This window comes from Arthrobacter sp. SLBN-112 (assembly GCF_030944625.1).
Lineage (GTDB): Bacteria > Actinomycetota > Actinomycetes > Actinomycetales > Micrococcaceae > Arthrobacter.
In genome coordinates, this window is the sequence record NZ_JAUSXY010000001.1 from 1,625,064 (window position 1) to 1,647,241 (window position 22,178).

Annotated in this window: 17 protein-coding genes and 2 pseudogenes; 15 read left to right on the forward strand and 4 right to left on the reverse strand. The window is 66.7% G+C overall.

What is annotated here, in order from left to right; translation table 11 throughout:
- Positions 1-179: 179 nt before the first annotated feature.
- The 3 genes from QF050_RS07605 to QF050_RS07615 are packed head-to-tail and all read right to left on the reverse strand — an operon-like array spanning position 180 to position 6,711.
- Positions 180-2,195: a beta-galactosidase gene (locus QF050_RS07605; protein ID WP_308929891.1), complete on the reverse strand. Its 2,016-nt coding sequence runs from the start codon at positions 2,193-2,195 to the stop codon at positions 180-182.
- Positions 2,196-2,244: 49 nt separating this feature from the next.
- On the reverse strand, positions 2,245-5,445 hold the full coding sequence (locus QF050_RS07610) for a family 78 glycoside hydrolase catalytic domain (protein WP_308929892.1): 3,201 nt from the start codon (positions 5,443-5,445) through the stop codon (positions 2,245-2,247).
- A 60-nt stretch (positions 5,446-5,505) separates the two neighbouring features.
- Positions 5,506-6,711, reverse strand: a complete 1,206-nt coding sequence (locus QF050_RS07615) for a Gfo/Idh/MocA family oxidoreductase (protein ID WP_308929893.1) — start codon at positions 6,709-6,711, stop codon at positions 5,506-5,508.
- Positions 6,712-6,950: 239 nt separating this feature from the next.
- Between QF050_RS07615 and QF050_RS07620 the strand changes: the two genes are divergently transcribed.
- From QF050_RS07620 to QF050_RS07650, 7 genes are all read left to right on the forward strand, one after another.
- Positions 6,951-7,625 carry a DUF624 domain-containing protein gene (locus QF050_RS07620; RefSeq protein WP_308929894.1) on the forward strand — a complete coding sequence of 225 codons (675 nt, stop codon included), beginning with the start codon at positions 6,951-6,953 and terminating at the stop codon, positions 7,623-7,625.
- Positions 7,626-7,733: 108 nt separating this feature from the next.
- Positions 7,734-9,263 (forward strand): extracellular solute-binding protein, encoded by a 1,530-nt coding sequence (locus QF050_RS07625; protein WP_308929895.1) that lies wholly within the window; start codon positions 7,734-7,736, stop codon positions 9,261-9,263.
- A complete protein-coding gene (locus tag QF050_RS07630) occupies positions 9,264-10,235 on the forward strand; it encodes an ABC transporter permease subunit (protein ID WP_308929896.1) in 972 nt (323 codons plus the stop codon).
- Positions 10,236-10,237: 2 nt separating this feature from the next.
- Positions 10,238-11,110: a carbohydrate ABC transporter permease gene (locus QF050_RS07635; protein WP_308929897.1), complete on the forward strand. Its 873-nt coding sequence runs from the start codon at positions 10,238-10,240 to the stop codon at positions 11,108-11,110.
- Positions 11,111-11,133: 23 nt separating this feature from the next.
- Entirely contained in the window at positions 11,134-11,844 is a 711-nt protein-coding gene (locus tag QF050_RS07640) for a rhamnogalacturonan acetylesterase (RefSeq protein WP_308929898.1), read from the forward strand.
- A gap of 61 nt (positions 11,845-11,905) precedes the next feature.
- Complete coding sequence (locus tag QF050_RS07645; RefSeq protein ID WP_308929899.1) at positions 11,906-12,544, forward strand: DUF1961 family protein; 639 nt, start codon at positions 11,906-11,908, stop codon at positions 12,542-12,544.
- A gap of 35 nt (positions 12,545-12,579) precedes the next feature.
- Positions 12,580-12,957, forward strand: a complete 378-nt coding sequence (locus tag QF050_RS07650) for an STAS/SEC14 domain-containing protein (RefSeq protein ID WP_308929900.1) — start codon at positions 12,580-12,582, stop codon at positions 12,955-12,957.
- Positions 12,958-12,969: 12 nt separating this feature from the next.
- On the opposite strand, the pseudogene QF050_RS07655 reads toward QF050_RS07650, so the two are convergent.
- Positions 12,970-13,993: pseudogene (locus QF050_RS07655) on the reverse strand (LacI family DNA-binding transcriptional regulator).
- A gap of 152 nt (positions 13,994-14,145) precedes the next feature.
- Between QF050_RS07655 and QF050_RS07660 the strand changes: the two are divergent.
- The 8 genes and pseudogenes from QF050_RS07660 to QF050_RS07695 all read left to right on the forward strand — a co-directional run bounded on the left by QF050_RS07660 (position 14,146) and on the right by QF050_RS07695 (position 22,149).
- Positions 14,146-14,490, forward strand: a complete 345-nt coding sequence (locus QF050_RS07660; protein ID WP_308929901.1) for an L-rhamnose mutarotase — start codon at positions 14,146-14,148, stop codon at positions 14,488-14,490.
- 99 nt (positions 14,491-14,589) lie between these two features.
- A complete protein-coding gene (gene rhaI, locus QF050_RS07665; RefSeq protein ID WP_308929902.1) occupies positions 14,590-15,756 on the forward strand; it encodes an L-rhamnose isomerase in 1,167 nt (388 codons plus the stop codon).
- 6 nt (positions 15,757-15,762) lie between these two features.
- On the forward strand, positions 15,763-17,799 hold the full coding sequence (locus QF050_RS07670) for a bifunctional aldolase/short-chain dehydrogenase (RefSeq protein WP_308929903.1): 2,037 nt from the start codon (positions 15,763-15,765) through the stop codon (positions 17,797-17,799).
- The gene (locus QF050_RS07675) at positions 17,796-19,256 is read left to right on the forward strand and encodes a rhamnulokinase family protein (protein WP_308929904.1); all 1,461 of its coding nucleotides are present in this window, start codon (positions 17,796-17,798) and stop codon (positions 19,254-19,256) included. The genes QF050_RS07670 and QF050_RS07675 overlap by 4 nt, the downstream gene beginning before the upstream one ends.
- Before the next feature lie 17 nt (positions 19,257-19,273).
- Positions 19,274-19,354, forward strand: a pseudogene (locus QF050_RS07680) (lactate utilization protein C); the annotation flags it as partial.
- A gap of 55 nt (positions 19,355-19,409) precedes the next feature.
- Positions 19,410-20,429: an acetylxylan esterase gene (locus QF050_RS07685; protein WP_308929905.1), complete on the forward strand. Its 1,020-nt coding sequence runs from the start codon at positions 19,410-19,412 to the stop codon at positions 20,427-20,429.
- Positions 20,430-20,671: 242 nt separating this feature from the next.
- Complete coding sequence (locus QF050_RS07690; RefSeq protein ID WP_308929906.1) at positions 20,672-21,793, forward strand: 3-deoxy-7-phosphoheptulonate synthase; 1,122 nt, start codon at positions 20,672-20,674, stop codon at positions 21,791-21,793.
- Between the two features lie 143 nt (positions 21,794-21,936).
- Positions 21,937-22,149, forward strand: coding sequence for a helix-turn-helix domain-containing protein (locus QF050_RS07695; protein WP_043452394.1), 213 nt, complete (start codon positions 21,937-21,939; stop codon positions 22,147-22,149).
- The last annotated feature ends 29 nt before the right edge of the window (positions 22,150-22,178 follow it).

Consider the following 22,178-nt stretch of genomic DNA (forward strand, 5'->3'; position numbering starts at 1 on the left):
CCTCCAGCCACCCGTGAGAGGAGATCAAGGGAGCAATGAAAGTCCCGCGGTTCGTCAGGGCGGCGGTCCTGGGAGCCGCCCGACCCGCCCTGCCCGGCCGAGCCGCCCTTCTCGGCGACCCCGGCGACCCGGCGGCGCTCCAAGGAGGCGCCGCCGTCGTACGTCCTTGACGGGCGCGCCTAGCTCTCCGCCACCACCGCGACGCCGCGCGGCGGAACGGTGCCGGCGAACGGCCCGCCGGTCAGCAGGTCCATGCCGGTGGCTGAGACGGCGGCGTCCGAACGCGTGTGGTTGATCGCGAACAGGAAGCTGCGCCCATCGGCGGACAGGCGCCGCGTTAGTTCCACGCCGGGGTCGGCCGCGGCAACGGGGGAGACCCCGGACTCGGCCAACAGCTTGTCCAGAACCGCCTCAATCCCGTCCGCATCCGGGAAAGTGGCCAGGTACCAGGCCGCTCCGGATCCAACAGGCCGCCGCGTCAGGGAAGGGACGCCCTCAAGCGGGTATTCGGTAAACGCCTGCACTGCCTCGGCGCCGGCTAGATGGACATGCTCGCTCCAGATGGACGAGGTGGTCCCGTCGCTCAGTTTGAGTTGGACCCCTGCCAGCAGCGGGTGAAACTCCTCCACCCGCACGCCCAGGAGTTCGCGGAACGCGCCCGGGTAGCCGCCCAGCCGTACGTGGTCCTGCAGGTCCGCGATCCCGCTGAAGTAGCTGACCAGAACCGTTGCGCCGGCTGTGGCGGCAGCAGCGATATTGGCGGCGGAGTCATCGGACACGGCGTACAGCGTGCACACGAGCACCAGGTCGTAGCCCTCCAGCGAAGCTGACGGATGCACCATATCCACGGAGACTCCGCGCAGCACCAGGGACCGGTGGAATGCCCTGAGGAGGTCCAGGTACTTCACATCGATGCTGGGCTTGGAGTCGATTTCACTGGCCCACCACGCCTCATAGTCAAAGACAATGGCGGCCCGTGACTGGACCCGCGAACCACGCACAGGTTCGAGGCGTTTCAGGGCCGCGCCGAGCTCCACCACCTCACGCCACACCCGCGTGTCCCGTCCGCCGTGCGGCACCATGGCGGAATGGAACTTCTCCGACCCCGCAAAGCTTTGCCGCCACTGGAAGAACATCACGGCATCGGCCCCGCGGGCCACGTGGGCCAGTGAATTGCGCAGCATCTCGCCGGGCATCTTGGGCTGGTTGCGCGGCTGCCAGTTGACGGCCGACGTCGAATGTTCCATCAGGATCCACGGGTCACCGCCTGCAATGCCGCGCGTGAGGTCGGCGCTGAACGCGAGTTCGACGTGCCGTTCCGGGTCCGCAGCCACGAGGTAGTGGTCGTTGGCGATGACATCCAGGTCCTTGGCCCAGCCGAAGTAGTCCATCGACTTGGTGGCGCTGGAGGCCATCAGGTTGGTGGTGCAGGGGACGTCCGGGGTCACCTCGCGCAGCACCGCCACCAGCTCCCGGTAGTACTCCATCAGGGCCCATGAGTTGAACCGTTGGAAGTCCAGCTGCTGACCCGGATTCAGGGTGGACGGCGCGACGGCGGGCGGCAGGATTTCCTCAAAGGAGCCGTAGTTTTGGGACCAGAATGCCGTGCCCCAGGAGGCGTTCAGGGCATCGATGCTCCCGTACCGGCGTTCGAGCCAGGCGCGGAAGGCGGCGGCGTCCTCCTCCCCGTAGAACTCCGAGACATGGCAGCCCAGTTCGTTGTCCACGTGCCACAGCGCCAGCGCGGGGTGGTCCTTGTACCGTTCGGCGAGTACACGCGTGATGCCGGCAGCGTAGCGGCGGTAGGCGGACGACGACGGCGTGTAGTGCCGCCGTGAGCCCGGTCCCAGCACGGTCCCGTCAGCCGTCACCGGCAGGATTTCCGGATGCTTGCGGACCAGCCAGGCCGGAGGCGCGGCAGTGGCGGTGGCCAGGGCCACTTTCACGCCGATCCCGGCGAGGTTATCCATGACCTCATCCAGCCAGCCAAACTCGTAGCGGCCCTCGGCCGGTTCCAGCAGGGCCCAGGAGAAGATGCCGACGCTGAGGAAATTCACCCCCGCCTCCTGCATGAGGTCCAGATCCTCCCGCCGGACACTCGCAGGCCACTGCTCAGGGTTGTAGTCGCCGCCGAACGCGATGCCCGCAACGTTGCTCCAAACGCTGGACGGGCCTGTGCTTTCCTGCTGTGTCATGGGACTCCTTTGTCTTTGGAATGGTTCCCGCCGGGCACCGCTTCCCCACTCAAAATTGGCCGGTTGGAATAAACGTCCAGGTGCCGGTGTGCACACGGAAGTCCCTGGTGGCGCCGTCGTCGGCGCCCGCCGGGGCGGAAAGTACGACGGCGTCATCCGCAGTGGGCCCCTTGACCCCGTAAGTGCCGGCGGGCAGCCGGACGGTGGCCGTGGTACCCGGGGGGACCGTGCACTCCAGCTCCACCGAACCACCCTGCCTGCGCCAACTCGCGTGCACGTAGCCGTTGTCCACCGGGATACTGCCGCGGGCATGCTCCAGGCGGCACAACGGCGGCTCGATCACCACCCCGGTTCCGCCAGGGACGGTGTAGCGGATGCCGAGCAGGTGCTCGAGGATCTCCTTGAGTACGGACGCGGACCAAGCGTGCGACTGGCTGTAGTCGGTGCCCTCGGCCAGGTCCCAGGCTTCCCAGGTGAAGGTGGCGCCGCGGTCCAGGAGGCGCGCCCAGCCCGGCTGGTCCTTCGCGGTGAGGAGGTCCAGGACGGCGTCCGTGCGGCCTTGGCTCATCAATGCGCGGACCAGCCGGTGGACCGTCATGGGGCCTTGCCGCATGCCCATTCCGGCGATCCGGGCGGCATCGGCTTCCGCGTGGCCGGGATCGGTGATGCCCAGGGACAGGGGGAAGGACGTGGCGTGCTGGGAAGCGTGGGAACTGGGTGCCCCGTCCTCATGGAGGCCGTCCACCATCACCCCGCCCACGCGCAACCGGGTGCGGATGGCGCCGGCCAGCGAACGGGCGGCGGTGGAGTAGCGGATGGCTGCGTCTTCGTCGCCGGCCGCGTTGCAGAGCCGTGCCGTTGACACCAGTGCCGAGTAGGCCTGGGCGTTGACGGTGGTCTTGGCCGCGCACTCCATGTCATAGCCGAACCGGCCGGGCGCGGGCCAGTCCACGATGCCGTGCAGGTAGGGGCCGGAGCCGCCGCCCAGCCTGGTGACCAGTCCCGCCGTCGGGCCTTCCGCCTGAATGTAGCGCAGCGCGTAGTCAGCCGTGTTGCGCAGGTGGGGGAGCAGTTCGCGGACCAGGCCCAGGTCTCCGGAGCGCAGGTGGTACTCCTCCGCCCACTCCGGCAGCATCAGGGAGAAATCGGGGATGTCACGCTTGCCGTCGCCGTTGGGATAGACGGCGTTGTACCGGCCCTGATCCGCCCCGGTGCTCCAGTAGCGGCGGGCTGACCAGGCGAACTCCCGCAGCGCCTGCGCCGTATAGGCGTGTTCGCCGAAGAGCGCCATGGTGGCGTAGGAAATGTTCGCGGCGTCGGCCAGGAACTGGCCTTTTTCCCGGGTGGGAGTGTCCACGAACTGCTCCTGGACACCGTAGAGCGCAGAATCGCGCAGCAGCCCGACCACGGCGTCCAGGGCCCGGTCCGAGCTGCTGAAGCTGCCCTCGCCGGGGTGGCGGCCGTAGACGGTAAAGGCGCCAACGCGGGACACCTCCGCGGCCTCGACGCCGGGCAGTTCCAGGTAGCGGAAGCCCAGGTGCACCGAGGCCCGGAACTGCTGGGGCCCGGCGGTTTGGGTGTACGGGAAGGACATGTCCGTGTTCTGGCTGGCGGTCTTCCCGGCGTCCACCCGTCCGTCCGGGCGGAGGACGTAGCCGGCACGGAGCATGACGGTGCGCCCCGGGATGCCGGCAAGGAAGTCCACCTCGGGCCTGGCCGGGATGACGCGGCCGAAGTCCGCCACCATGGTGCCATCCTCCGCGGCAAGGAACTGCCGCGGTGCCACGAACTCCCCGCCAAGGAACGTCCGGCGGGCGTGCAGCCGGGGGAAGTCCGACGACGGGTGGCGGCCGCCGTTGATGGCGGCAGGAAGGTCTTCGGTGATGTCCAGGGCTGCCGCCGCCTCGCCGTCCAGGTGCTCCACGGGGTCGCCCTCGTCATTGCGGTAGCCCGACTGGCGGTACGGCGCCTCGCCGGCACGCCAGCCCGGGCCCGAGGTGAGAACGTCCCGCCGGCCGTCGTCGTAATCAACGCTCAGCCGGACCAGCAGGCCGGGGACGCCCGCGGCGCGGCCCTGGCCCGGGCCGTACCAGTGGAGCAGGGCCGTCACAGGCACGGGCGTGCCGGCCGTGTGCTCGGCCAGGACTTCGGTGACGTCGGCGGCGTCGTAATACCCCTCGCCGGGATAGCCGAACGACGTGGTGCTGAGGCAGGGCGTGCCGGCCACCGAAACCTGCGCATGGTGGTGGGCCGCCACGAAGAGCCTGGCCCGCCGGACTGTCCCGTCCAGCACCACGGTGCTCCGGAACAGCGTCCACTCATCGGGCTGCCGGTGCCCGGTGGTGCGGCCCCACTGGGCCAGGCACGCGAGGGCGTCTTCCTCCCCGGCATCAAAATGGTGGTCCAGCAGGACGTCCCCGGACCGGCCGGGAACAGTTCCGGTGACGCGGAGCCGGGCGTACTCCGCCTGGCTCCGGGGCCCCTGGTGCAGGGCGGCCATTCCGCCGCCGTCCGGGGAGGCCGGTTCTTCAACCACCAGCAGTTCCGTCCCGTCCAGCGCTACCCGGATGGTTTGCCCGTCGTCGCTGATGGCCAGGTCCTGCCACGATCCGGGGCCCGGTTGCCGGCCCCCGGCGGCTGCGGCGGTGCCCAGGATCTCGGAATCCGGGGTGGCGGGGGAGGGGATTTCCCAGTCCGGGGTGCGGCGCAGGACCAATTCTCCGGCCGGGCCCAGTTCGAGCAGCAGGCCGGTTCCCGGTCCGCGGCTCCGCAGGATGATGCCGGCCCTCCCCATCACGGGCCGGAGCCGGGCCTCGAGCCGGATGCTGCGGAGTGCGGGGCACGGGACAGGCAGGAAGGGGGAGCCGGCCACCCGCAGGGCGTGGTTGTGGATTTCCAGCGGGGCGCGTCCGCCCGGCGCCCGGCTGATCCAGGTGGCCTGCCAGGAAGGTTCCGTGAGGCCGGTGCTGAAAGGCTGCGGGGAAGACCAGGGGCCTGGGTTGCCGGCAGCATCGCGGATGCGCACGCTCCAGGCGAAGTCGGCATCGTCTGCCAACCCGGGACCGCCATAGGGAACGCGGCGCTGGGACGCCGAAGCCACCGGCCCCGAATCCCACACCACCGTGCCCCGGGCGTCACGGACTTCAAGCTCATAGCCGGTCTGCCGCGCCAGGGCGCGATCGTCGCCGTCGTCCTGGCCCAACTGCCAGCTGAAGCCGGGGGCCGGCGAAGCCGTCAGGCAGGGGGACAATCCGTCCGTCGAGGAGGTTGATTGCGTGGAGGTGCCCGGCGCCGGATTCCTGGCCGCCCATCAGGAGGCCGGAAGATCGAAGGTGGCCGGGGCGGAGACGGCCCAGGGGAGCCCCAGCTCGCTGAAGGTGGCATGCTGCTGCCCCGCACGTTCCAGCGCGTCCTCGATGCCGATTACGACGGCGTGGGCTGAGTCGCCGTCGCCCTCCCACCGGACGTGGGCGGGATCGATGGGCGCGGGAAGCGGCGCCGTTCGGATGGCTTCCAGCACCAGCATGAAGGCCCCGCTGTCCAGCAGGCTGCTGGTGAGCGGAGCGCCGGTGGCGCGGTGCGCCAGGAGATTCTCGGTCAGGTCGTCCCGGCCGTACGTTTCCTCCCTGCGTCCGGCGCCGGTCTCAAGGGTGAGCCGGTCCTCGGTGTAGTGGAACACCGCGGTCCCGGCCGAGCCCTGGAGGGCCACGTATGGCTCGACGGATTCGGACGCGCAGATGGTCAGGGCACAGGTGATGGGCAGTCCTGAGGTGGTGCGGATCCGGATCACGGAGGTGTCATCCGATTCGATGTCGTTGGCCCGGTACAGTTCGGTCTCCACGGACGCCACGTCCGCGGTGGTGCGCGCCCCGGCAATTCGAAGGGCGGTTGCAACGGCGTGGGCCAGCGGATTGGTGGCCACCCCGTCCACGACGTCAACGCCGTTGATGCTGCGCTTCCCGGCCCAGCGGGAGCGTTTGTAGTAGGCCCGGTCGCGGACCCACCGGCCGGTGGCCGAGATGCCCTCCAATGTTCCGATGGTTCCGGCGGCGAGCAGTTCTTCGATGGCCTGCAGGGCGTGCGAGCCGAGGCTCTGGAAGCCGATCTGGACTCCCCGGCCGGACTCCGCCGCCGCGGCGCACAGTCGGTTGAAATCGGCAAGGGACGCGACGGGAGGTTTTTCCAGGTACAGCTCCGCGTCCGTGGCGAGGGCAGCCAGCGCCAGCGGGGCATGCGTCTGGATCGGGGTGGCCACGATGACCAGATCGAGGCCCGGGGTTGCCTGGAGGAGCTCGTCGAGCCCGGGGTGGACCGTGGCGGACGGCGGTACAGCACCAGGTGCCGGCGCCTGCGGGTCGGCCACCGCCACCAGTTCGACGACGCCTGCCGTCTGCAGGCGTTCCAGGTTCCGCAGGTGGTGGGTGCCAAAGCCGTGCACGCCCACCAGGGCGACCCGCGCCGCAGCCCTCGTGGTGGTTCCGGTGTCGTTGCCGGCGGCTTCCGTTGCCGTGCCCATGGTTCTCCGTCCTGCCCGTCCGGGCGCCAGCTCGTGCCGCCCGCAGGGATCCAGCAAGCGCTTTCCACCTTTCAGTGTGCGGCATGGGGTCGTCGCCAGTCCAGCTATGTAACGATTCAAAATTTCACTTGACCCCAGTGCGGGTGCGGGTCTAGATTTCGAGGAACCGATTACCAGCGTGATGCGGGACACTTTCCGCTTCGCCTCTGCAACGATGGAGAACAGAAGGGAGCCCTGCCATGCTGTCCGGGACCTTCAGTGCGCGTGCCTACTCATTTTTTGACACGCTTGTGTGGATTGCGGGCCTGAACCTGCTGTGGATCGCCTTCACCCTGCTGGGCGGCGGCGTCTTCGGCGCCGGTCCCGCCACGGCCGCGGCGCAGATCCTGGTGCGCAAGCGGGCCCGGGGGGAGGCGGCTCCGCTGGTACGCGGATTTGCGGCCGGATATACCAGGAACTTTGGCCGGGCAAACATCCTCGCGCTGCCGGTCATGGCCGTCTCTGTGGCGCTCGCCCTGAACTGGAACTACTTTTCGACGGGCCGCGGGATCTTCCCGCAACTGGTTGCGGCGGCCATCTTCGTTGCCGCGATCTTCCTGGCCGGCGCGCTCTGCTACGTGTTCCCCATGTATGCGCGTTACGAACTGCCGCTGCCCCAGTACCTGCTGACGTCGTCGCGGTTTGCCGTGCGGCATCTTGCGGGAACGGTCATCCTGCTCTTCGTCTCCGCCGCCGTGGTGTACGCCAGCATGGCGCTCCCGGGCCTGATCCCGTTCTTCAGTATTGGGGCCTGGCTCTTCCTGACCGGCTGGCTCTGCGACCGCTTCTTCACCGCGAATGACGAATCCGTGGCCGAGGCCCTCGCAGTGGAGTCGGACAGCCTGCCTGCCCTGCAAGGCGCCTCCACCGCCTGACCTCTGTCCTGCCGGGCGTGGCTCCGTCATGCCCGGCGATTTAATGAAACGTATCAATCCCGTGGCCGGAAGGCCCAAATAACCCCAACGAAGTGGAAAAGGAAGAATATGATCCGCAGGAAACTTTCCCTGGCCGCCGCCGTGGCCACTGCCGCGGCCCTGTCCCTTACGGCCTGCAGCGGAGGTGACGCCCCTGCCGCCGACCTCACCTCCGTGTCCATCATGGCCCCCTTCCTTGAGGCGCAGCCGCCCAGCGCGGACGGTGCCGTGCAGAAGAAGCTGGAAGAGATTACCGGCAAGCAGGTAAAGATCAACTGGGCGCCCAACGCTTCCTACGAGGACAAGACCAACATCACGCTGGCGGGTTCGGACATCCCGCAGGTCATGGTGATCCAGGGCAAGAGCCCGGGGTTCGTCAAGAACGCCCAGGCCGGCGCGTTCTGGGACCTCACCGACAAGCTGGACAAATACCCCAACCTAAAGACCACCTATCCGGACATCCAGAAGAACGCCAGCGTCAACGGCAAGGTCTACGGCATCTTCCGCGGCCGCGCCCCGATGCGGACCGCGGTCATGTTCCGGCAGGACTGGCTGGACAAGCTGGGCCTGCAGCCGCCCAAGACCGTCGAGGACCTGTACAAGGTGGCCAAGGCCTTCACCGAGCAAGACCCGGACGGCAACGGCAAGAATGACACGTACGGGATCACCATTCCCAAATGGGGCGCGCTGGGAAGCAACAGCCCCTACGACGTGATCGAGGAATGGTTTGGCGCCGGCAACCGCTGGACCGAGCGGGACGGAAAGCTGGTGCCCAGCTTCGAGACCGACGAGTTCCTCCAGGCTGACCGCTTCATCAAGAAGATGGTGGATGAAAAGCTCATCAACCCCGACTTCGCCACGTTCGACAGCACCAAATGGAATGAACCGTTCTTCAACGGCAAGGGCGGCATCATTGTGGACGTCGATTCCCGCGTCAGCGTCCTGATCAATCTCTTCAAGCAGGCAGACCCCAACAACTTCCAGAACAAAGTGGGGTTCGTGGGCAATCTCGAAGGCCCCGACGGTAAGCTGCACGCCCACCCCACCGACGGCTACTCCGGCTTCCTGGCCATCCCGAAAGCCAGTGTCCGGACGGAGGCTGAACTGGGCAAAGTCCTGGATTTCCTGAACACCCTGAATGGCAAGGACGCCGGCATCCTCCTGAACAACGGCATTGAGGGCGTCAACTTCACGGTGGTGGACGGCAAGGCCGCTCCGGTCAAGCCGGAGACGGACGCCAGCAAGGCCGTCACCACAGACATCAAGAGCTACGCCCAGCTGGGCATGAACGTTACCGGCAACCAGTTCTACCCGGTCAAGCAGGCCAGCGACTACGAGCAGCAGGTCTTCGACAAGCGCACGGACGTCATGGCGGCGGACCTCAAGAGCGCCGTCTACAACCCGGCAGCGCCTTACGTTTCCCAAACGTATGTTGCCAAGGGAGCACAGCTGGACAACATCGTGGCCGATGCCCGGATCAAGTACCTGGCCGGCCAGATCGATGAGCAGGGGCTCAAGGACGCCATCAAGCTGTGGGACACCAGCGGCGGCGACAAGGTCAAGGAAGAGATCAACAAGCTCTGGCAGGACAACAAGTAAATGGCAGCCCCCGTCGTCGAGGCTGAGGGGCGGGCGGCCACCCGGCCGCCCGCCCGGGAACGGAAGAACGGCAGGTTCTCCGTCCATTTCGCGCACTACAAGTGGCTGTACCTGCTGCTGTTGCCCGGCATGGTGTACTTCGCGGTGTTCCGGTATGCCCCCATGTATGGCGTGTCCATCGCGTTCAAGGATTACGTCCCGTTCCTGGGGGTGAACGGCAGCCCCTGGGTGGGCGTGCAGAATTTCGAGGATTTCTTTGCCAACCCGGACTTTCCCCGGCTGTTGGGCAACACCCTGATCCTGGCTTTCCTGAACCTGGGCATCGCGTTCCCGCTGACCATTGTCCTGGCCCTGCTGCTCAATGAGGTACGCCTGTCCATCCTCAAGCGCACTGTCCAGACGCTGGTGTACATCCCGCACTTCCTGTCCTGGACCATCGTGGCGTCCTTGAGCTTCCTGCTGTTCGCCCTGGACATCGGACCGCTGTTCCAGTTCCTGAACAACTTCATGGGGACGCACATAGATTTCCTGTCCGATCCGGCCTGGTTCCGGCCCTTGATCGTGCTGCAGGACATCTGGAAGAACACCGGCTGGGGCACCATCATCTTCCTGGCCGCGCTGTCCACCGTGGACCAGGACCAGTACGAGGCGGCGATCATCGACGGCGCCGGGCGGTTCCGCCGGGTCTGGCACATTACGCTTCCCGCGATCCGGTCCACGATCATCGTGATGCTGATCCTGGCCATCGGGCAGATGCTCAACACGGGCTTCGAACAGATCTACCTGATGACCAACGCCCTCAACCGCGAGGTGGCGGACGTCTTTGACACCTACGTCTACTTCGTGGGCATCACGCAGGGCGCCTACAGCTATTCCACGGCGGTGGGCCTGTTCAAATCCCTGGTGGGCATCGTGCTGATCTTCGGCACCAACTGGCTGGCCAAACGATTCAACCAGAGCGGACTGTTCTAGCCATGAAAATCCACAACACCCGCGGCGGCCGGGTTTTCGACGCCGTCAACTATGTGTTCCTTGGCCTGATTGGCATCATTACCCTGCTGCCGTTCATCTACGTCTTCGCCGGGTCCTTCGCCACCGAAGCGGAGATCACGCGCCGTGCATTCTTCGTCTGGCCCGAGCAGTTCACCCTGGGCTCGTACGAGTACATCTTTGCCACCCCGGCGTTCACCCGCGCCCTGGTCACCACCATCCTGGTCACCGCCGTGGGCACCCTGGTCCAGTTGGCCTTCACCGTGACCATGGCCTACCCGCTGGCCAAGAAGAGCCTGCGCGGCAGGAACGTCATCCTGTCCCTGGTGGTGTTTGCCATGGTCTTCTCCGGCGGCATGATCCCCACGTTCCTGCTGGTCAAGGACCTGGGCCTGCTCAATTCCTACTGGGCCTTGATCCTGCCGGCGGCCATTAACCCGTTCAGCCTGATCATCATCAAGAACTTCTTCCAGGAACTTCCCGCGGAGCTTGAGGAATCGGCCAAGATGGACGGCGCCACCGAGATCGGGATCCTCTGGCGGATCCTGCTGCCGCTGTCCAAGCCGGTGTTGGCAACGTTCGCGCTGTTCTACGCTGTGGGGATCTGGAACGACTTCATGTCACCGCTGCTGTACCTGAGCGACAACTCCAAGTGGACGCTGCAGATGTACCTGCGACAGGTCACGGCCGCCTCCGACCTCCTGGGCACCGGCAACGTGGACCCCAACTACATCCCGCCGGAACAGGGCATCAAGTTTGCGGTAATCGTGGTGGCCACCCTGCCCATCCTCATCTTCTATCCGTTCCTGCAAAAGCACTTCGCCAAGGGCATGCTCATCGGCTCGGTCAAGGGCTGACCCCGTACTCCAGAAGGGACACCATGAAAATCCTGCTGGCCGGAGACTCCACGGTCGCCGACTGCCCCACCCAAGAGTTCCCGATGAGCGGCTGGGGAGCGCAGCTTCCGCCGCACACCTGCCGGTGGGGCTCGGTGCACAACTTCGCCAAAGGCGGGGCAAACACGGAATCCTTCCGCGACGAGGGGCTCTGGGCGGACCTGCTGGCCGAGGCAGGGCCCGGGGATGCGGTGCTCATCCAGTTCGGCCACAACGACCAGAAGAAGCAGCACCTCGCCGCACGCACCGGCTTCGCGGCGAACCTGCGCACCATGGTGGACGAGGTTCGCGCGGCGGGCGCTGCACCGGTCCTGTGCACCCCGGTGGAACGGCGGCACTTCCTGGACGGCCGGCACCCGGCCAACGGTCCGGCGTCGGGCGCTGTCCTGGAGGCAAGCCTGGAGGACTACCCCGAGGTGGTCCGCGAACTGGGCCTGGAGCTGGGTGTCCCGGTGATGGACCTGAACGCCTGGACCAGAGACCTGTACCTGAGGCTGGGGCGCGACGGCTCCCGGAAGCTCTTTTGCCACTTCGCGCCCGGTGAGCATGCGCGCTGGCCCGGCGGGCTGGCCGACAACACCCACTTTTCGCAGCAGGGTGCCATGTTGGTGGCCGGAGAGGTGGCCCGGCAGCTTGGCCGGTTGGGCTACGGTGCGCTGGAGCCGGCATTGAGTACGACGTCGGGACAGGGCTAGATGGGCGCCGCGGGCTTGGAAACGGGCGTCCTCTACAGCAACCCCCTGGCAGGACCGGACGATGTCGCCGGCTGGGTGGCGGAAGGGCCCCTGCGGCTGGGGAGCCACAAGGGGGGCCCTGGAGCTGGCCGGCATGCTGGATGACGGCGAGTTCGGCGACCATGCGCACTGGACCTTCTGGTGCCCCGAGGAGTTCCCGGACGGCATCCGCATCAGTTGGGATTTCCTGCCGCTCGCCGAACCGGGCCTGGCCATGCTGTTCTTCGCGGCCGCCGGCCAGGGCGGGCTGGACCTGTTCAGTCCGGCACTGGCGCCCCGCACCGGGTACTACCCGCAATACCACTCGGGGGACATCGATGCCCTGCACGTCTCCTACTTCCGGCACAAATACCAGTCCGAGCGCGCCTTCCGCACCTGCAACCTGCGTAAGAGTGCCGGCTTCGAACTGGTGGCCCAGGGCGCGGATCCGCTGCCGCCCGCGGAGGATGCCGTCGACTTCTACACCCTGGAAGTGGTGAAGCACGGACCCCGGGTGGAGTTTTCCATCAACGGGCTTCGGCTGTTTGCGTGGGATGATCCGTCCGGCCGCGCGCTTGCCGGTGGCCGGATCGGGTTTCCGCCAGATGGCGCCGCTCCGCGCCGCCTACCGCAACCTGATGGTGGAGAAGCTTTAAGACCCTTCCGTACTGGGGCAAGATAGGAGACATACATCTGCCCACTGGAGGGAGGCGGGACATGGAGCCCGTATTGGTCGACGGCGGCAAGGGCACCGTGGAGTTGCAACCGGACGGCATCATCCATCTCATTTGGGAACCCAAGGTGCGCATAGAAATCCAGGACGCGCAGGCGGCGATGGCTGCCGTTAACGACATCGCCGGGGACGGCAATTACCCAATGCTCGTGGACATGGCCACCACCGAGAACGTCAGCAGGGAGGCTCGCGGGGTGTTCTCCATCCCCTGCGCCGCCAACCGCATCGCCCTGCTCGGGGCAAGCCCGGTGGACCGGATCATCGCCAACTTCTTCCTGGGCGTCCACATTCCGCCGTGCCCCACACGCTTCTTTACGTCGCGGGAGGAATCCATGAAATGGCTGCAGAAGGCCGGGAAGTAGCCGCCCGGGGGGTCAGCCGGCTTCAGGCGCGGCCGTGCTCTGCCGAACCACCAGTTCGGGCGTGAACACGACTGCCCGGTGGACAGGATTCTGCGATTCCAGCTCTTCGGACAGCAGTTCGATGGCAGTCCGCCCCAGCAATTCGGTGGGCTGGCGGATGGAGGACAACGGCACGACCGCGGAAACCGCGAAGTCAATGTCGTCATAGCCGATCAATGCCACGTCCTCCGGGATGCGGAACGTATGGGTCATGGTGAGTGACTGCATGACGCCCAGGGCCAGGAGATCGTTGGCGCAGAAAATCCCGTCCGGCAGCTCCGCGCGGCCCCGCTGCACCAGCATGTCGCCCACGCTCCGGCCGGCAAGGACAGTCTGCCCCTCCGAGTCCAGGACCTCCAGTGTGGCGTCCGGCTCCTCCTTGACGGCCCGCCGGGCCCCCTCAAGGCGGTCCGCCACCTGCCGGATGGAGGTGGGGCCGCCCACGAACGCCAGCCGGCGGCGGCCCGTGTCAAGCAGATGCCGGGCGGCAAGGTACCCGCCGGCGTCGTCATCCACTGCCACGGAGCTGAACTTTAATTCGTCGGCCAGGCGGTCCACCAGGACGGTGGGGACGCCGCGCTCGCGGAGGAGGTCCAGCCTGTCCGTGACATCGCCCACCGGTGAAATCAGCAGGCCCTGGACGCGCTGCTCCTGGAAGAGATCGATGTAATTCGCTTCCCGGCCGGCGTCATGTCCGCTGTCCCCGAGCAGCACGGCACTTCCCTGGAGGGCCGCTGCGTCCTCCGCCGAGCGGACCACGGAGGTGAAGAAGGGGTTGCCCACGTCAAGGACAATGAGGCCGATGGTGCGGCTGTGGCCAACCCGGAGTTGGCGGGCGGCGTCATTGCGGACAAAGCCCAATTCGTCGATGGCACGCAGGACCCGTTCTTTGGTCCGTTCCGACACCCTGTCCGGGTAATTCAGGACGTTTGAGACCGTTCCCACGGCCACGCTAGCGTGGGTTGGCAACGTCCTTGATGCTGGCTGTCCGGTTCATCGATTCTCCGTGTTGATGTGTCCGCGGCAGGGTGTTCCGCGCGGGCGATCAAAAGTTTATTGCCATTGCTTGACACCTGCTCAGGTTCAACTGTACTTTGAATCGTAACAATGAAACGATTCAAAATTTTGCGGGTTTGAACAGGAGTACCAATGAGGGTGTGTTTCCGTTCCTCGGTCCAGCCGGCGCTCATTCAGGAATACCGACGCAGGCACGCGGCGGTATGGCCGGAGATGCTGCTGGCCCTCAAAGACGCCGGCTGGCACAACTACTCCCTGTTCCTGGGTGAGGACGGGCTCCTGGTGGGGTACGTGGAGTGTGACGACTTTGACGCCGTCCGCGCCCGGATGGCCCTGACGGAGGTCAACGCCCGCTGGCAGGCGGAAATGGCAGCACTCTTTGAAGACTCCGGCCAGGCGCCCGATGAGGGGTTCCAGGTACTGGAAGAAGTCTTTAACCTTGACAGCCAGTTGGCTGCCCCACCCTCCGCGGGCTGACCGCCGGAACACAAAACCTCCGCAACAGCAGGCACCACCAGCACCCCAGCTCCAGCAGCGGGGCACCAACCACACGAACCAGACACCGGAAAGAGCATCATGAACGACGTAGCAACGGCGCTGGGCAGGCTCGAGGAGCTTGCCATCGAAGTCCCCTCATGGGCCTATGGAAATTCAGGCACGCGGTTCAAGGTGTTCGGCACCCCCGGCACGCCGCGCACGGTCCAGGAAAAGATTGCGGACGCAGCGAAGGTCCACGAGTTGACCGGGCTGGCCCCCACCGTGGCCCTGCACATCCCGTGGGACAAGGTGGATGACTACGCCGCCCTGAAGGAGTATGCGGCCGGACTGGGCGTGGGGCTGGGCACCGTCAATTCCAATACCTTCCAGGACGACGAATACAAGTTTGGTTCCCTGACCTCGTCCAACGAGTCGGTCCGCCGCCGCGCCATCGACCACCACCTGGAGTGCCTCCAGATCATGCACGCCACCGGCTCGAAGGACTTGAAGATCTGGCTGGCGGACGGTACCAACTATCCGGGCCAGGATGACATGCGCGGCCGCCAGGACCGCCTGGCCGAGTCCCTGCAGGAGATCTACGCTGCACTGGGCGACGAGCAGCGGCTGGTGCTGGAATACAAGTTCTTCGAGCCGGCTTTCTACCACACCGATGTTCCGGACTGGGGCACCTCCTACGCCCAGACCCTGGCCCTGGGAGAGAAGGCGTTCGTCTGCCTGGACACCGGCCACCACGCGCCGGGCACCAACATCGAGTTCATCGTGATGCAGCTGCTCCGCCTGGGCAAGTTGGGGTCCTTCGACTTCAACTCGCGCTTCTACGCCGACGACGACCTGATCGTGGGTGCCGCCGATCCGTTCCAGCTCTTCCGCATCATGCACGAGGTGATCCGTGGCGGCGGCTTCGGCAAGGACTCCGGCGTGGCCCTCATGCTGGACCAGTGCCACAACCTGGAGGAGAAGATCCCGGGCCAGATCCGGTCGGTCCTGAACGTCCAGGAGATGACAGCCCGCGCCTTGCTGGTGGACACCGCTGCCCTGGGCGAGGCACAGCGCGCCGGGGATGTCCTGGGCGCCAACGGCATCTTCAATGATGCGTTCTACACCGACGTCCGGCCCATCCTGGCCGAATGGCGTGAATCCCGCGGCCTGCCCGCGGACCCGATCGCTGCCTACAAGGCCAGCGGCTACCAGAAACAGATCAACGAGGACCGCGCAGGCGGCCAGCAAGCCGGATGGGGCGCCTAAATAGCTATGAGTAACAAGACTGTTGAAGACCTGATTTCCCGTTCCAACCGCCTGGGTGCGGACAAGCGGAACACCAACTTCGCCGGCGGCAACACCTCCGCCAAGGGCACTGACAAGGACCCGGTCACGGGCGAGGACGTCCAGCTGCTGTGGGTCAAGGGCTCCGGCGGTGACCTGGGCACGCTGAAGCCGGAAAACCTCGCCGTGCTGCGGCTGGACCGGCTGAACGCGCTCAAGAACGTCTACCCGGGTGTTGAGCGTGAAGACGAGATGGTGGCCGCGTTCGATTACTGCCTGCATGGCAAGGGCGGCGCCGCCCCCTCGATCGATACGGCCATGCACGGCCTGGTGGACGCAGCACACGTTGACCACCTGCACCCGGACTCCGGCATCGCCATTGCCACCGCCGTGGACGGCGAGGCACTGACCACCAAGATCTTCGGCACCAAGGTGGTCTGGGTGCCCTGGCGCCGTCCCGGATTCCAGCTGGGCCTGGACATCGCCGCCATCAAGGACGCCAACCCGCAGGCCATCGGCACCATCCTGGGCGGCCACGGCATCACCGCCTGGGGCGCCACCAGCGAAGAGGCCGAGCAGAACTCGCTGTGGATCATCGAGCAGGCCGAGAAGTACATCGCCGAGAACGGCAAGGCCCAGCCATTCGGCGCCAAGCTGCCGGGATATGCAGCCCTCCCGGACGCCGAGCGCCGTGCCAAGGCCGCCGCCCTGGCACCGGTGATCCGAGGCCTGGCCTCCACCGACAAGCCGCAGCTGGGGCACTTCAGCGATGACGCCGTCGTCCTGGACTTCCTGGAAGCCGCCGAGCACCCGCGCCTTGGTGCCCTGGGCACCTCCTGCCCGGACCACTTCCTGCGCACCAAGGTCAAGCCGCTGATCCTGGACCTTCCGGCGGACGCCTCGATCGAGGACTCCATCGCCAGGCTCCAGGAACTGCACGCCGACTACCGCGAGGACTACCAGGCCTACTACGACCGCCATGCCGACGCCGACAGCCCGGCGCTGCGCGGCGCGGACCCGGCCATCGTGCTGGTCCCCGGCGTGGGAATGTTCTCCTTCGGCGCCAACAAGCAGACAGCCCGCGTTGCCGGCGAGTTCTACATCAACGCCATCAACGTCATGCGGGGCGCGGAGGCCATCTCCACCTACGCCCCGATCGAGGAATCCGAGAAGTTCCGGATCGAGTACTGGGCGCTGGAGGAAGCCAAACTGGCCCGGATGCCCAAGCCGAAGTCCCACGCCACCCGCATCGCGCTGGTGACCGGGGCGGCGTCCGGCATCGGCAAGGCCATCGCCACCCGCCTCGCCGCGGAAGGCGCCTGCGTGGTTATCGCCGACCTGAACCTGGAGAACGCGCAGAAGGTGGCCGAAGAGCTTGGCGGTCGAGACGTTGCTGTTGGTGTCCAGGCCGACGTGACGGACGAAGCCCAGGTTGCTGCCGCTATCGACGCCGCCGTCCTGGCTTTCGGCGGCGTGGACCTGGTGGTCAACAACGCCGGCCTGTCCATCTCCAAGCCGCTGCTGGAAACCACCGAAAAGGACTGGGACCTGCAGCACAACGTCATGGCCAAGGGCTCCTTCCTGGTGGCCAAGGCCGCGGCGAAGGTGATGATCGCGCAGGGCCTGGGCGGAGACATCATCTACATCTCCTCCAAGAACTCCGTGTTCGCCGGCCCCAACAACATCGCCTACTCCGCCACCAAGGCTGACCAGGCCCACCAGGTGCGCCTGCTCGCGGCGGAACTGGGCGAGTACGGTATCCGCGTCAACGGCATCAACCCCGACGGCGTGGTCCGCGGTTCCGGCATCTTCGCCGGCGGGTGGGGCGCCAAGCGCGCGGCGGTCTACGGCGTGGACGAGGAGAAGCTGGGCGAGTACTACGCCCAGCGCACCCTGCTCAAGCGCGAAGTCCTGCCCGAGCACGTGGCCAACGCCGCCGCCGTCCTCACCAGCAACGAACTGTCCCACACCACCGGCCTGCACATCCCCGTGGACGCCGGAGTGGCCGCAGCCTTCCTGCGATGAGCACGGTTCCAGCTGCCGGCGTGTTTGCCGCCGTCGACATTGGCGCCTCCTCCGGCCGGGTCATGCTGGGCCGCGTCGCTCCCGGCACGGGGGTGTCGCTGGAGACCGTTCACCGCTTCCCCAACGGCGTGGTGGAGATCGACGGCGGCCTCCGCTGGGACTTCGACGCTTTGTTCGCCGAAGTCCTGGCCGGCCTCCGGGCCGCAGCCACCGTGGCCTCGGCCCAGGGCGAAACGATCGCCAGCATCGGCATCGACACCTGGGCCGTGGACTACGGCCTGGTCAACAAAGCCGGCCGGCTGGTGGCGCAGCCGTTCAGCTACCGCGACGACCGCAGCCGGGCCGCCGTGGCACCGGTCCACGCCAAGCTGGACCCCGCGCGGCTGTATGCCACCACGGGGCTGCAGTTCCTGCAGTTCAACACCATCTACCAGCTGGCCGCGGAGCGGGACCTGGACGGGCTTCAAGCCTTGCTGATCCCGGACCTGATCGCCTTCCTGCTCACGGGCGTTCGCCGGACCGAAGCCACGAACGCCTCCACCACCGGGCTGTTCGACGCCGTGGCGGGGGAGTGGGCCACCGGGTTCTTTGCTCCGCTGGGGCTGCGGAAGGACCTGTTCCCGCCGCTGATCCAGCCCGGCGAAACTGTTGGCACGCTCCTGCCGGAGATCGCCGCTGCCGTGGACCTGCCGCAGGACACGAAGGTGGTGGCTGTCGGCTCGCACGACACCGCGTCCGCTGTCGCAGCGGTTCCCGCGGAAAAAGTGGACTTCGCGTACATCTCCTCCGGCACGTGGTCGCTGGTGGGACTGGAGCTGAACCAGCCGGTCCTGACCGAGGCCGGCAGGGGAGCGAACTTCACCAACGAACGCGGGGTGGACGGCACCATCCGGTACCTGCGCAACATGGGTGGCCTCTGGCTGCTCAGCGAATGCCAGCGGACCTGGGCCGGCGAAGGAATCCGGCCCGAACTGACCGCCCTGCTCACGGAAGCCGCGGCCCTTCCGGCCGGCGGTCCGCAAGTCAACGCCGACGATCCATACTTCATTGCCCCGGACAACATGCCCCAGCGCATCCGTGCGGCGGTCCGCCGCGCCGGTGAGGTGCTGCCCGACGATCCCGCGGCCATCACCCGCTGCATCATGGACAGCCTCGCCAGTGGTTATGCCCGGACCATCACCGCTGCCGAACGCCTTGCTGGCCGTGCAGTGGAGGTGGTGCACGTGGTGGGCGGCGGCTCGCAGAACGCCCTGCTCTGCCAGCTCACTGCCGACGCCACCGGACGTCCGGTCATCGCCGGCCCGGTTGAAGCCACGGCGTTGGGAAACGTCCTGGTACAGGCGCGCGCGGCCGCAGTAGTCGACGGCGGCCTGCCGCAGCTGCGCGGAATCATCGCTGCCGGGACGAGCCTTCGCCGGTATGAACCCCTGGACCTGACCCTGAACTCTAAGAATTGAACCCATGAGAATCGCAGAGCGCCACGTCAGACATCGAACTGGAACGCGTCGAGGGAGTCCACGGGCCCCGGAGCCTGGATGTCGTTATCGTGCGCTAGAAATAGAGGAACTTTCACACCAGGCCGCCAACCACCCCTGACAGAACGGACAGCGATGCCCCTCTTTGACCTCCCCCTGGCCCAACTGCGCAGCTACACCTCGGACGTCACGCCGCCGGAGGACCTGGGCGCGTTTTGGGACGCTACCCTCGACGAAGCACGTGCCTTCCCGTTAAACGCCACCTTCGAACCGGTGGAGAACTATCTGGCGGTGATCGATTCCTTCGACGTCACCTTTTCCGGCTTCGGCGGGGCGCCGGTCAAAGGCTGGCTGCACCTGCCGGCCAATTTCGAAGAGGGTGCCAGAGTCCCGGTGGTGGTGCACTACGTGGGCTATTCCGGCGGCCGCGGCCTGGTCAACCAGGACACCCGCTGGGCCCAGGCAGGCTATGCGCACCTGATCATGGACACCCGCGGCCAGGGGTACGGCGGCACCCTGGGGGACACCCCTGACCCGCACCCCTCCGCCGGGGACGTGGCCCACGCCGGCCTGATGACCCGGGGCATCGCCAACCGCGAGGACTACTACTACCGCCGCGTCTACGTGGACGCCTTCCGGGCCGTGGAGGCAGCCCAGGCGCACCCCGCCGTCGATCCCGCCAAAGTGGTGCTCGCAGGCGTCAGCCAGGGCGGCGGCATCGTGGTGGCCACGGCAGGGCTCACCGCGGGACGGCTCGACGGCGTCATCGCCGCGCTGCCCGACGTCCCGTTCCTGCAGGACTTCCCCCGCGCCATCGACATCACCCCGCGCGGGCCCTACCCGGAGATCGCCCAGTTCCTGGCGCGCCACCGGGACCGTTACCAGCCCGCACTTGAGGTCCTGAACTACTTCGACGGCGTCAACCTGGCCCGGTACGCCACGGCGCCGGCGCTGTACTCGGTGGCCCTGATGGACGATATCTGCCCGCCGTCCACTGTCTTCGCCAGCTTCAACGCCTACGGCTCGGGCACGTCCGCGGCGTCCTCCACGGGGGCCGCCAAGGAGATCGAGGTGTACCGGTTCAACAACCATGAAGGCGGCCAGGAACACCACTGGATCCGGCAACTGCAGTTCCTGCGCAAGCTTTTGGGGTAGGCCGGCGCAGGAAATGTGACGGACGCTGATTTTGCGCCGGCGGCCGGCAGGGCTATGGTCTTTCCCATGACTAACCGTTGGTATGCGTATTTTTCGTTGGCTCTGGAGGGGCCCGCGTCTAACTGACACGCATCCAGCATTCCTTCAGAGCCAACAGGGCAGAGATGATTCTCTGCCCTTCGCCGTTTCTCCGGCGGGTTCTGAAATCCGGGCCCGCTTCCCATCTGGAACAGGACCCGAACATGAGCACCGCAACAGCAGCAGCCACCGCCGCCGGCACCAAATCCACGTCGAACCTGCGCGTCAGCGAATTCACCGCGCTGCCCACCCCTTCCGAACTTCTCGCCGAACTGCCCCTGGACGCCCGGGCGGCGGACGTCGTCGAACGCGGCCGCGACCAGGTGCGAGCCATCATGGACGGCGTGGATGACCGCCTGCTGGTCATCGTGGGGCCCTGCTCCATCCACGATCCCAAAGCCGGGCTGGAATACGCCCGCCGGCTGGTCAGCCAGGCGGAAAAGCACAAGGAAGACCTGCTGGTGGTCATGCGGACCTACTTCGAAAAGCCCCGCACCACCGTGGGCTGGAAGGGCCTGATCAATGATCCCCGCCTTGACGGCAGCCATGACATGGTCACCGGCCTGCGCACCGCCAGGCAGTTCCTGCAGCAGGTGACGGCGCTCGGACTGCCCACCGCCACCGAATTTCTGGAGCCGATCAGCCCCCAGTACATGGCGGACCTGATCTCCTGGGGCGCCATCGGCGCCCGCACCACCGAAAGCCAGATCCACCGGCAGCTGGCCTCCGGCCTCTCCATGCCCATCGGCTTCAAGAACGGGACCGACGGCGGCCTGCAGGTGGCGATCGACGCGTGCGGCGCCGCGGCGGCGGCCCAGGCGTTCCTGGGGATCGACGGTGACGGCCGGGCTGCGCTGGTGGCAACAGCCGGGAACCCGGACACCCACGTGATCCTCCGCGGCGGACGCAAGGGTCCCAACTACTCAGCCGCCGACGTCGAACGGGCGTCCGGGGAGCTGGCTGGAAAGGGCCTGAACCCGCGCCTGGTGGTTGACGCCAGCCACGCCAACAGCGGCAAGAGCCATCACCGCCAGGCCGAGGTTGCGCTGGAGATCGGTGCCCAGCTGGAGGACGGGGGAGCCGCGGCCCAGGCGATCGCCGGGGTCATGCTGGAAAGCTTCCTGGTGGGCGGCGCCCAAAACTTGGACGTGGCCGGCCATGCGGCCGGCAGTTCCGCGCTCGTGTACGGCCAGAGCGTCACCGATGCCTGCATGGATTGGGACGTTTCCGCCTCAGTCCTGGAGCAGCTCGCGGCCTCGGCACGCAAGCGCCGGCAGGCGAAATAGTGGCTTTACCTACTTTCACATCTGCCACATGAACATCTAGAGTATCTTTTTAGGTGATTGGTGGATGGCTCAGCATCGGAACACCGCATTGGCACGTACCTGGGGTCACTGTTGTCCATCCGTCAGCAAAGGAAAATAGGGAAATGTCGGCAGAACAGAACTTCTCCAACGCGAAGTTCCTGACCGTGGCTGAAGTAGCCGAGGTCATGCGCGTCTCTAAAATGACCGTTTACCGCCTGGTCCACTCCGGCGAAATGCCGGCAGTGCGCTTCGGCCGCTCCTACCGGGTACCTGAGAATGCCGTGGAGCAGTACCTCAAGGGTGCTGTGGTGGACGGTCACACCGAGACAGCCTAGGGCAGCTTGTCCCAAGCCGCCCCCGATAG

What these genes read in the sequence shown, in the direction of transcription:
- QF050_RS07630 (WP_308929896.1), top strand. Translation starts at nt 9,264, where the DNA reads ATGGCAGCCCCCGTCGTCGAGGCTGAGGGGCGGGCGGCCACCCGGCCG.
- QF050_RS07650 (WP_308929900.1), top strand. Translation starts at nt 12,580, where the DNA reads ATGGAGCCCGTATTGGTCGACGGCGGCAAGGGCACCGTGGAGTTGCAA.
- QF050_RS07695 (WP_043452394.1), top strand. Translation starts at nt 21,937, where the DNA reads ATGTCGGCAGAACAGAACTTCTCCAACGCGAAGTTCCTGACCGTGGCT.
- QF050_RS07620 (WP_308929894.1), top strand. Translation starts at nt 6,951, where the DNA reads ATGCTGTCCGGGACCTTCAGTGCGCGTGCCTACTCATTTTTTGACACG.
- QF050_RS07615 (WP_308929893.1), bottom strand. Translation starts at nt 6,711, where the DNA reads ATGGGCACGGCAACGGAAGCCGCCGGCAACGACACCGGAACCACCACG.
- QF050_RS07635 (WP_308929897.1), top strand. Translation starts at nt 10,238, where the DNA reads ATGAAAATCCACAACACCCGCGGCGGCCGGGTTTTCGACGCCGTCAAC.
- QF050_RS07685 (WP_308929905.1), top strand. Translation starts at nt 19,410, where the DNA reads ATGCCCCTCTTTGACCTCCCCCTGGCCCAACTGCGCAGCTACACCTCG.
- QF050_RS07640 (WP_308929898.1), top strand. Translation starts at nt 11,134, where the DNA reads ATGAAAATCCTGCTGGCCGGAGACTCCACGGTCGCCGACTGCCCCACC.
- QF050_RS07690 (WP_308929906.1), top strand. Translation starts at nt 20,672, where the DNA reads ATGAGCACCGCAACAGCAGCAGCCACCGCCGCCGGCACCAAATCCACG.
- QF050_RS07605 (WP_308929891.1), bottom strand. Translation starts at nt 2,195, where the DNA reads ATGACACAGCAGGAAAGCACAGGCCCGTCCAGCGTTTGGAGCAACGTT.
- QF050_RS07660 (WP_308929901.1), top strand. Translation starts at nt 14,146, where the DNA reads ATGAGGGTGTGTTTCCGTTCCTCGGTCCAGCCGGCGCTCATTCAGGAA.
- QF050_RS07645 (WP_308929899.1), top strand. Translation starts at nt 11,906, where the DNA reads ATGTCGCCGGCTGGGTGGCGGAAGGGCCCCTGCGGCTGGGGAGCCACA.
- QF050_RS07625 (WP_308929895.1), top strand. Translation starts at nt 7,734, where the DNA reads ATGATCCGCAGGAAACTTTCCCTGGCCGCCGCCGTGGCCACTGCCGCG.
- QF050_RS07675 (WP_308929904.1), top strand. Translation starts at nt 17,796, where the DNA reads ATGAGCACGGTTCCAGCTGCCGGCGTGTTTGCCGCCGTCGACATTGGC.
- QF050_RS07670 (WP_308929903.1), top strand. Translation starts at nt 15,763, where the DNA reads ATGAGTAACAAGACTGTTGAAGACCTGATTTCCCGTTCCAACCGCCTG.
- rhaI (WP_308929902.1), top strand. Translation starts at nt 14,590, where the DNA reads ATGAACGACGTAGCAACGGCGCTGGGCAGGCTCGAGGAGCTTGCCATC.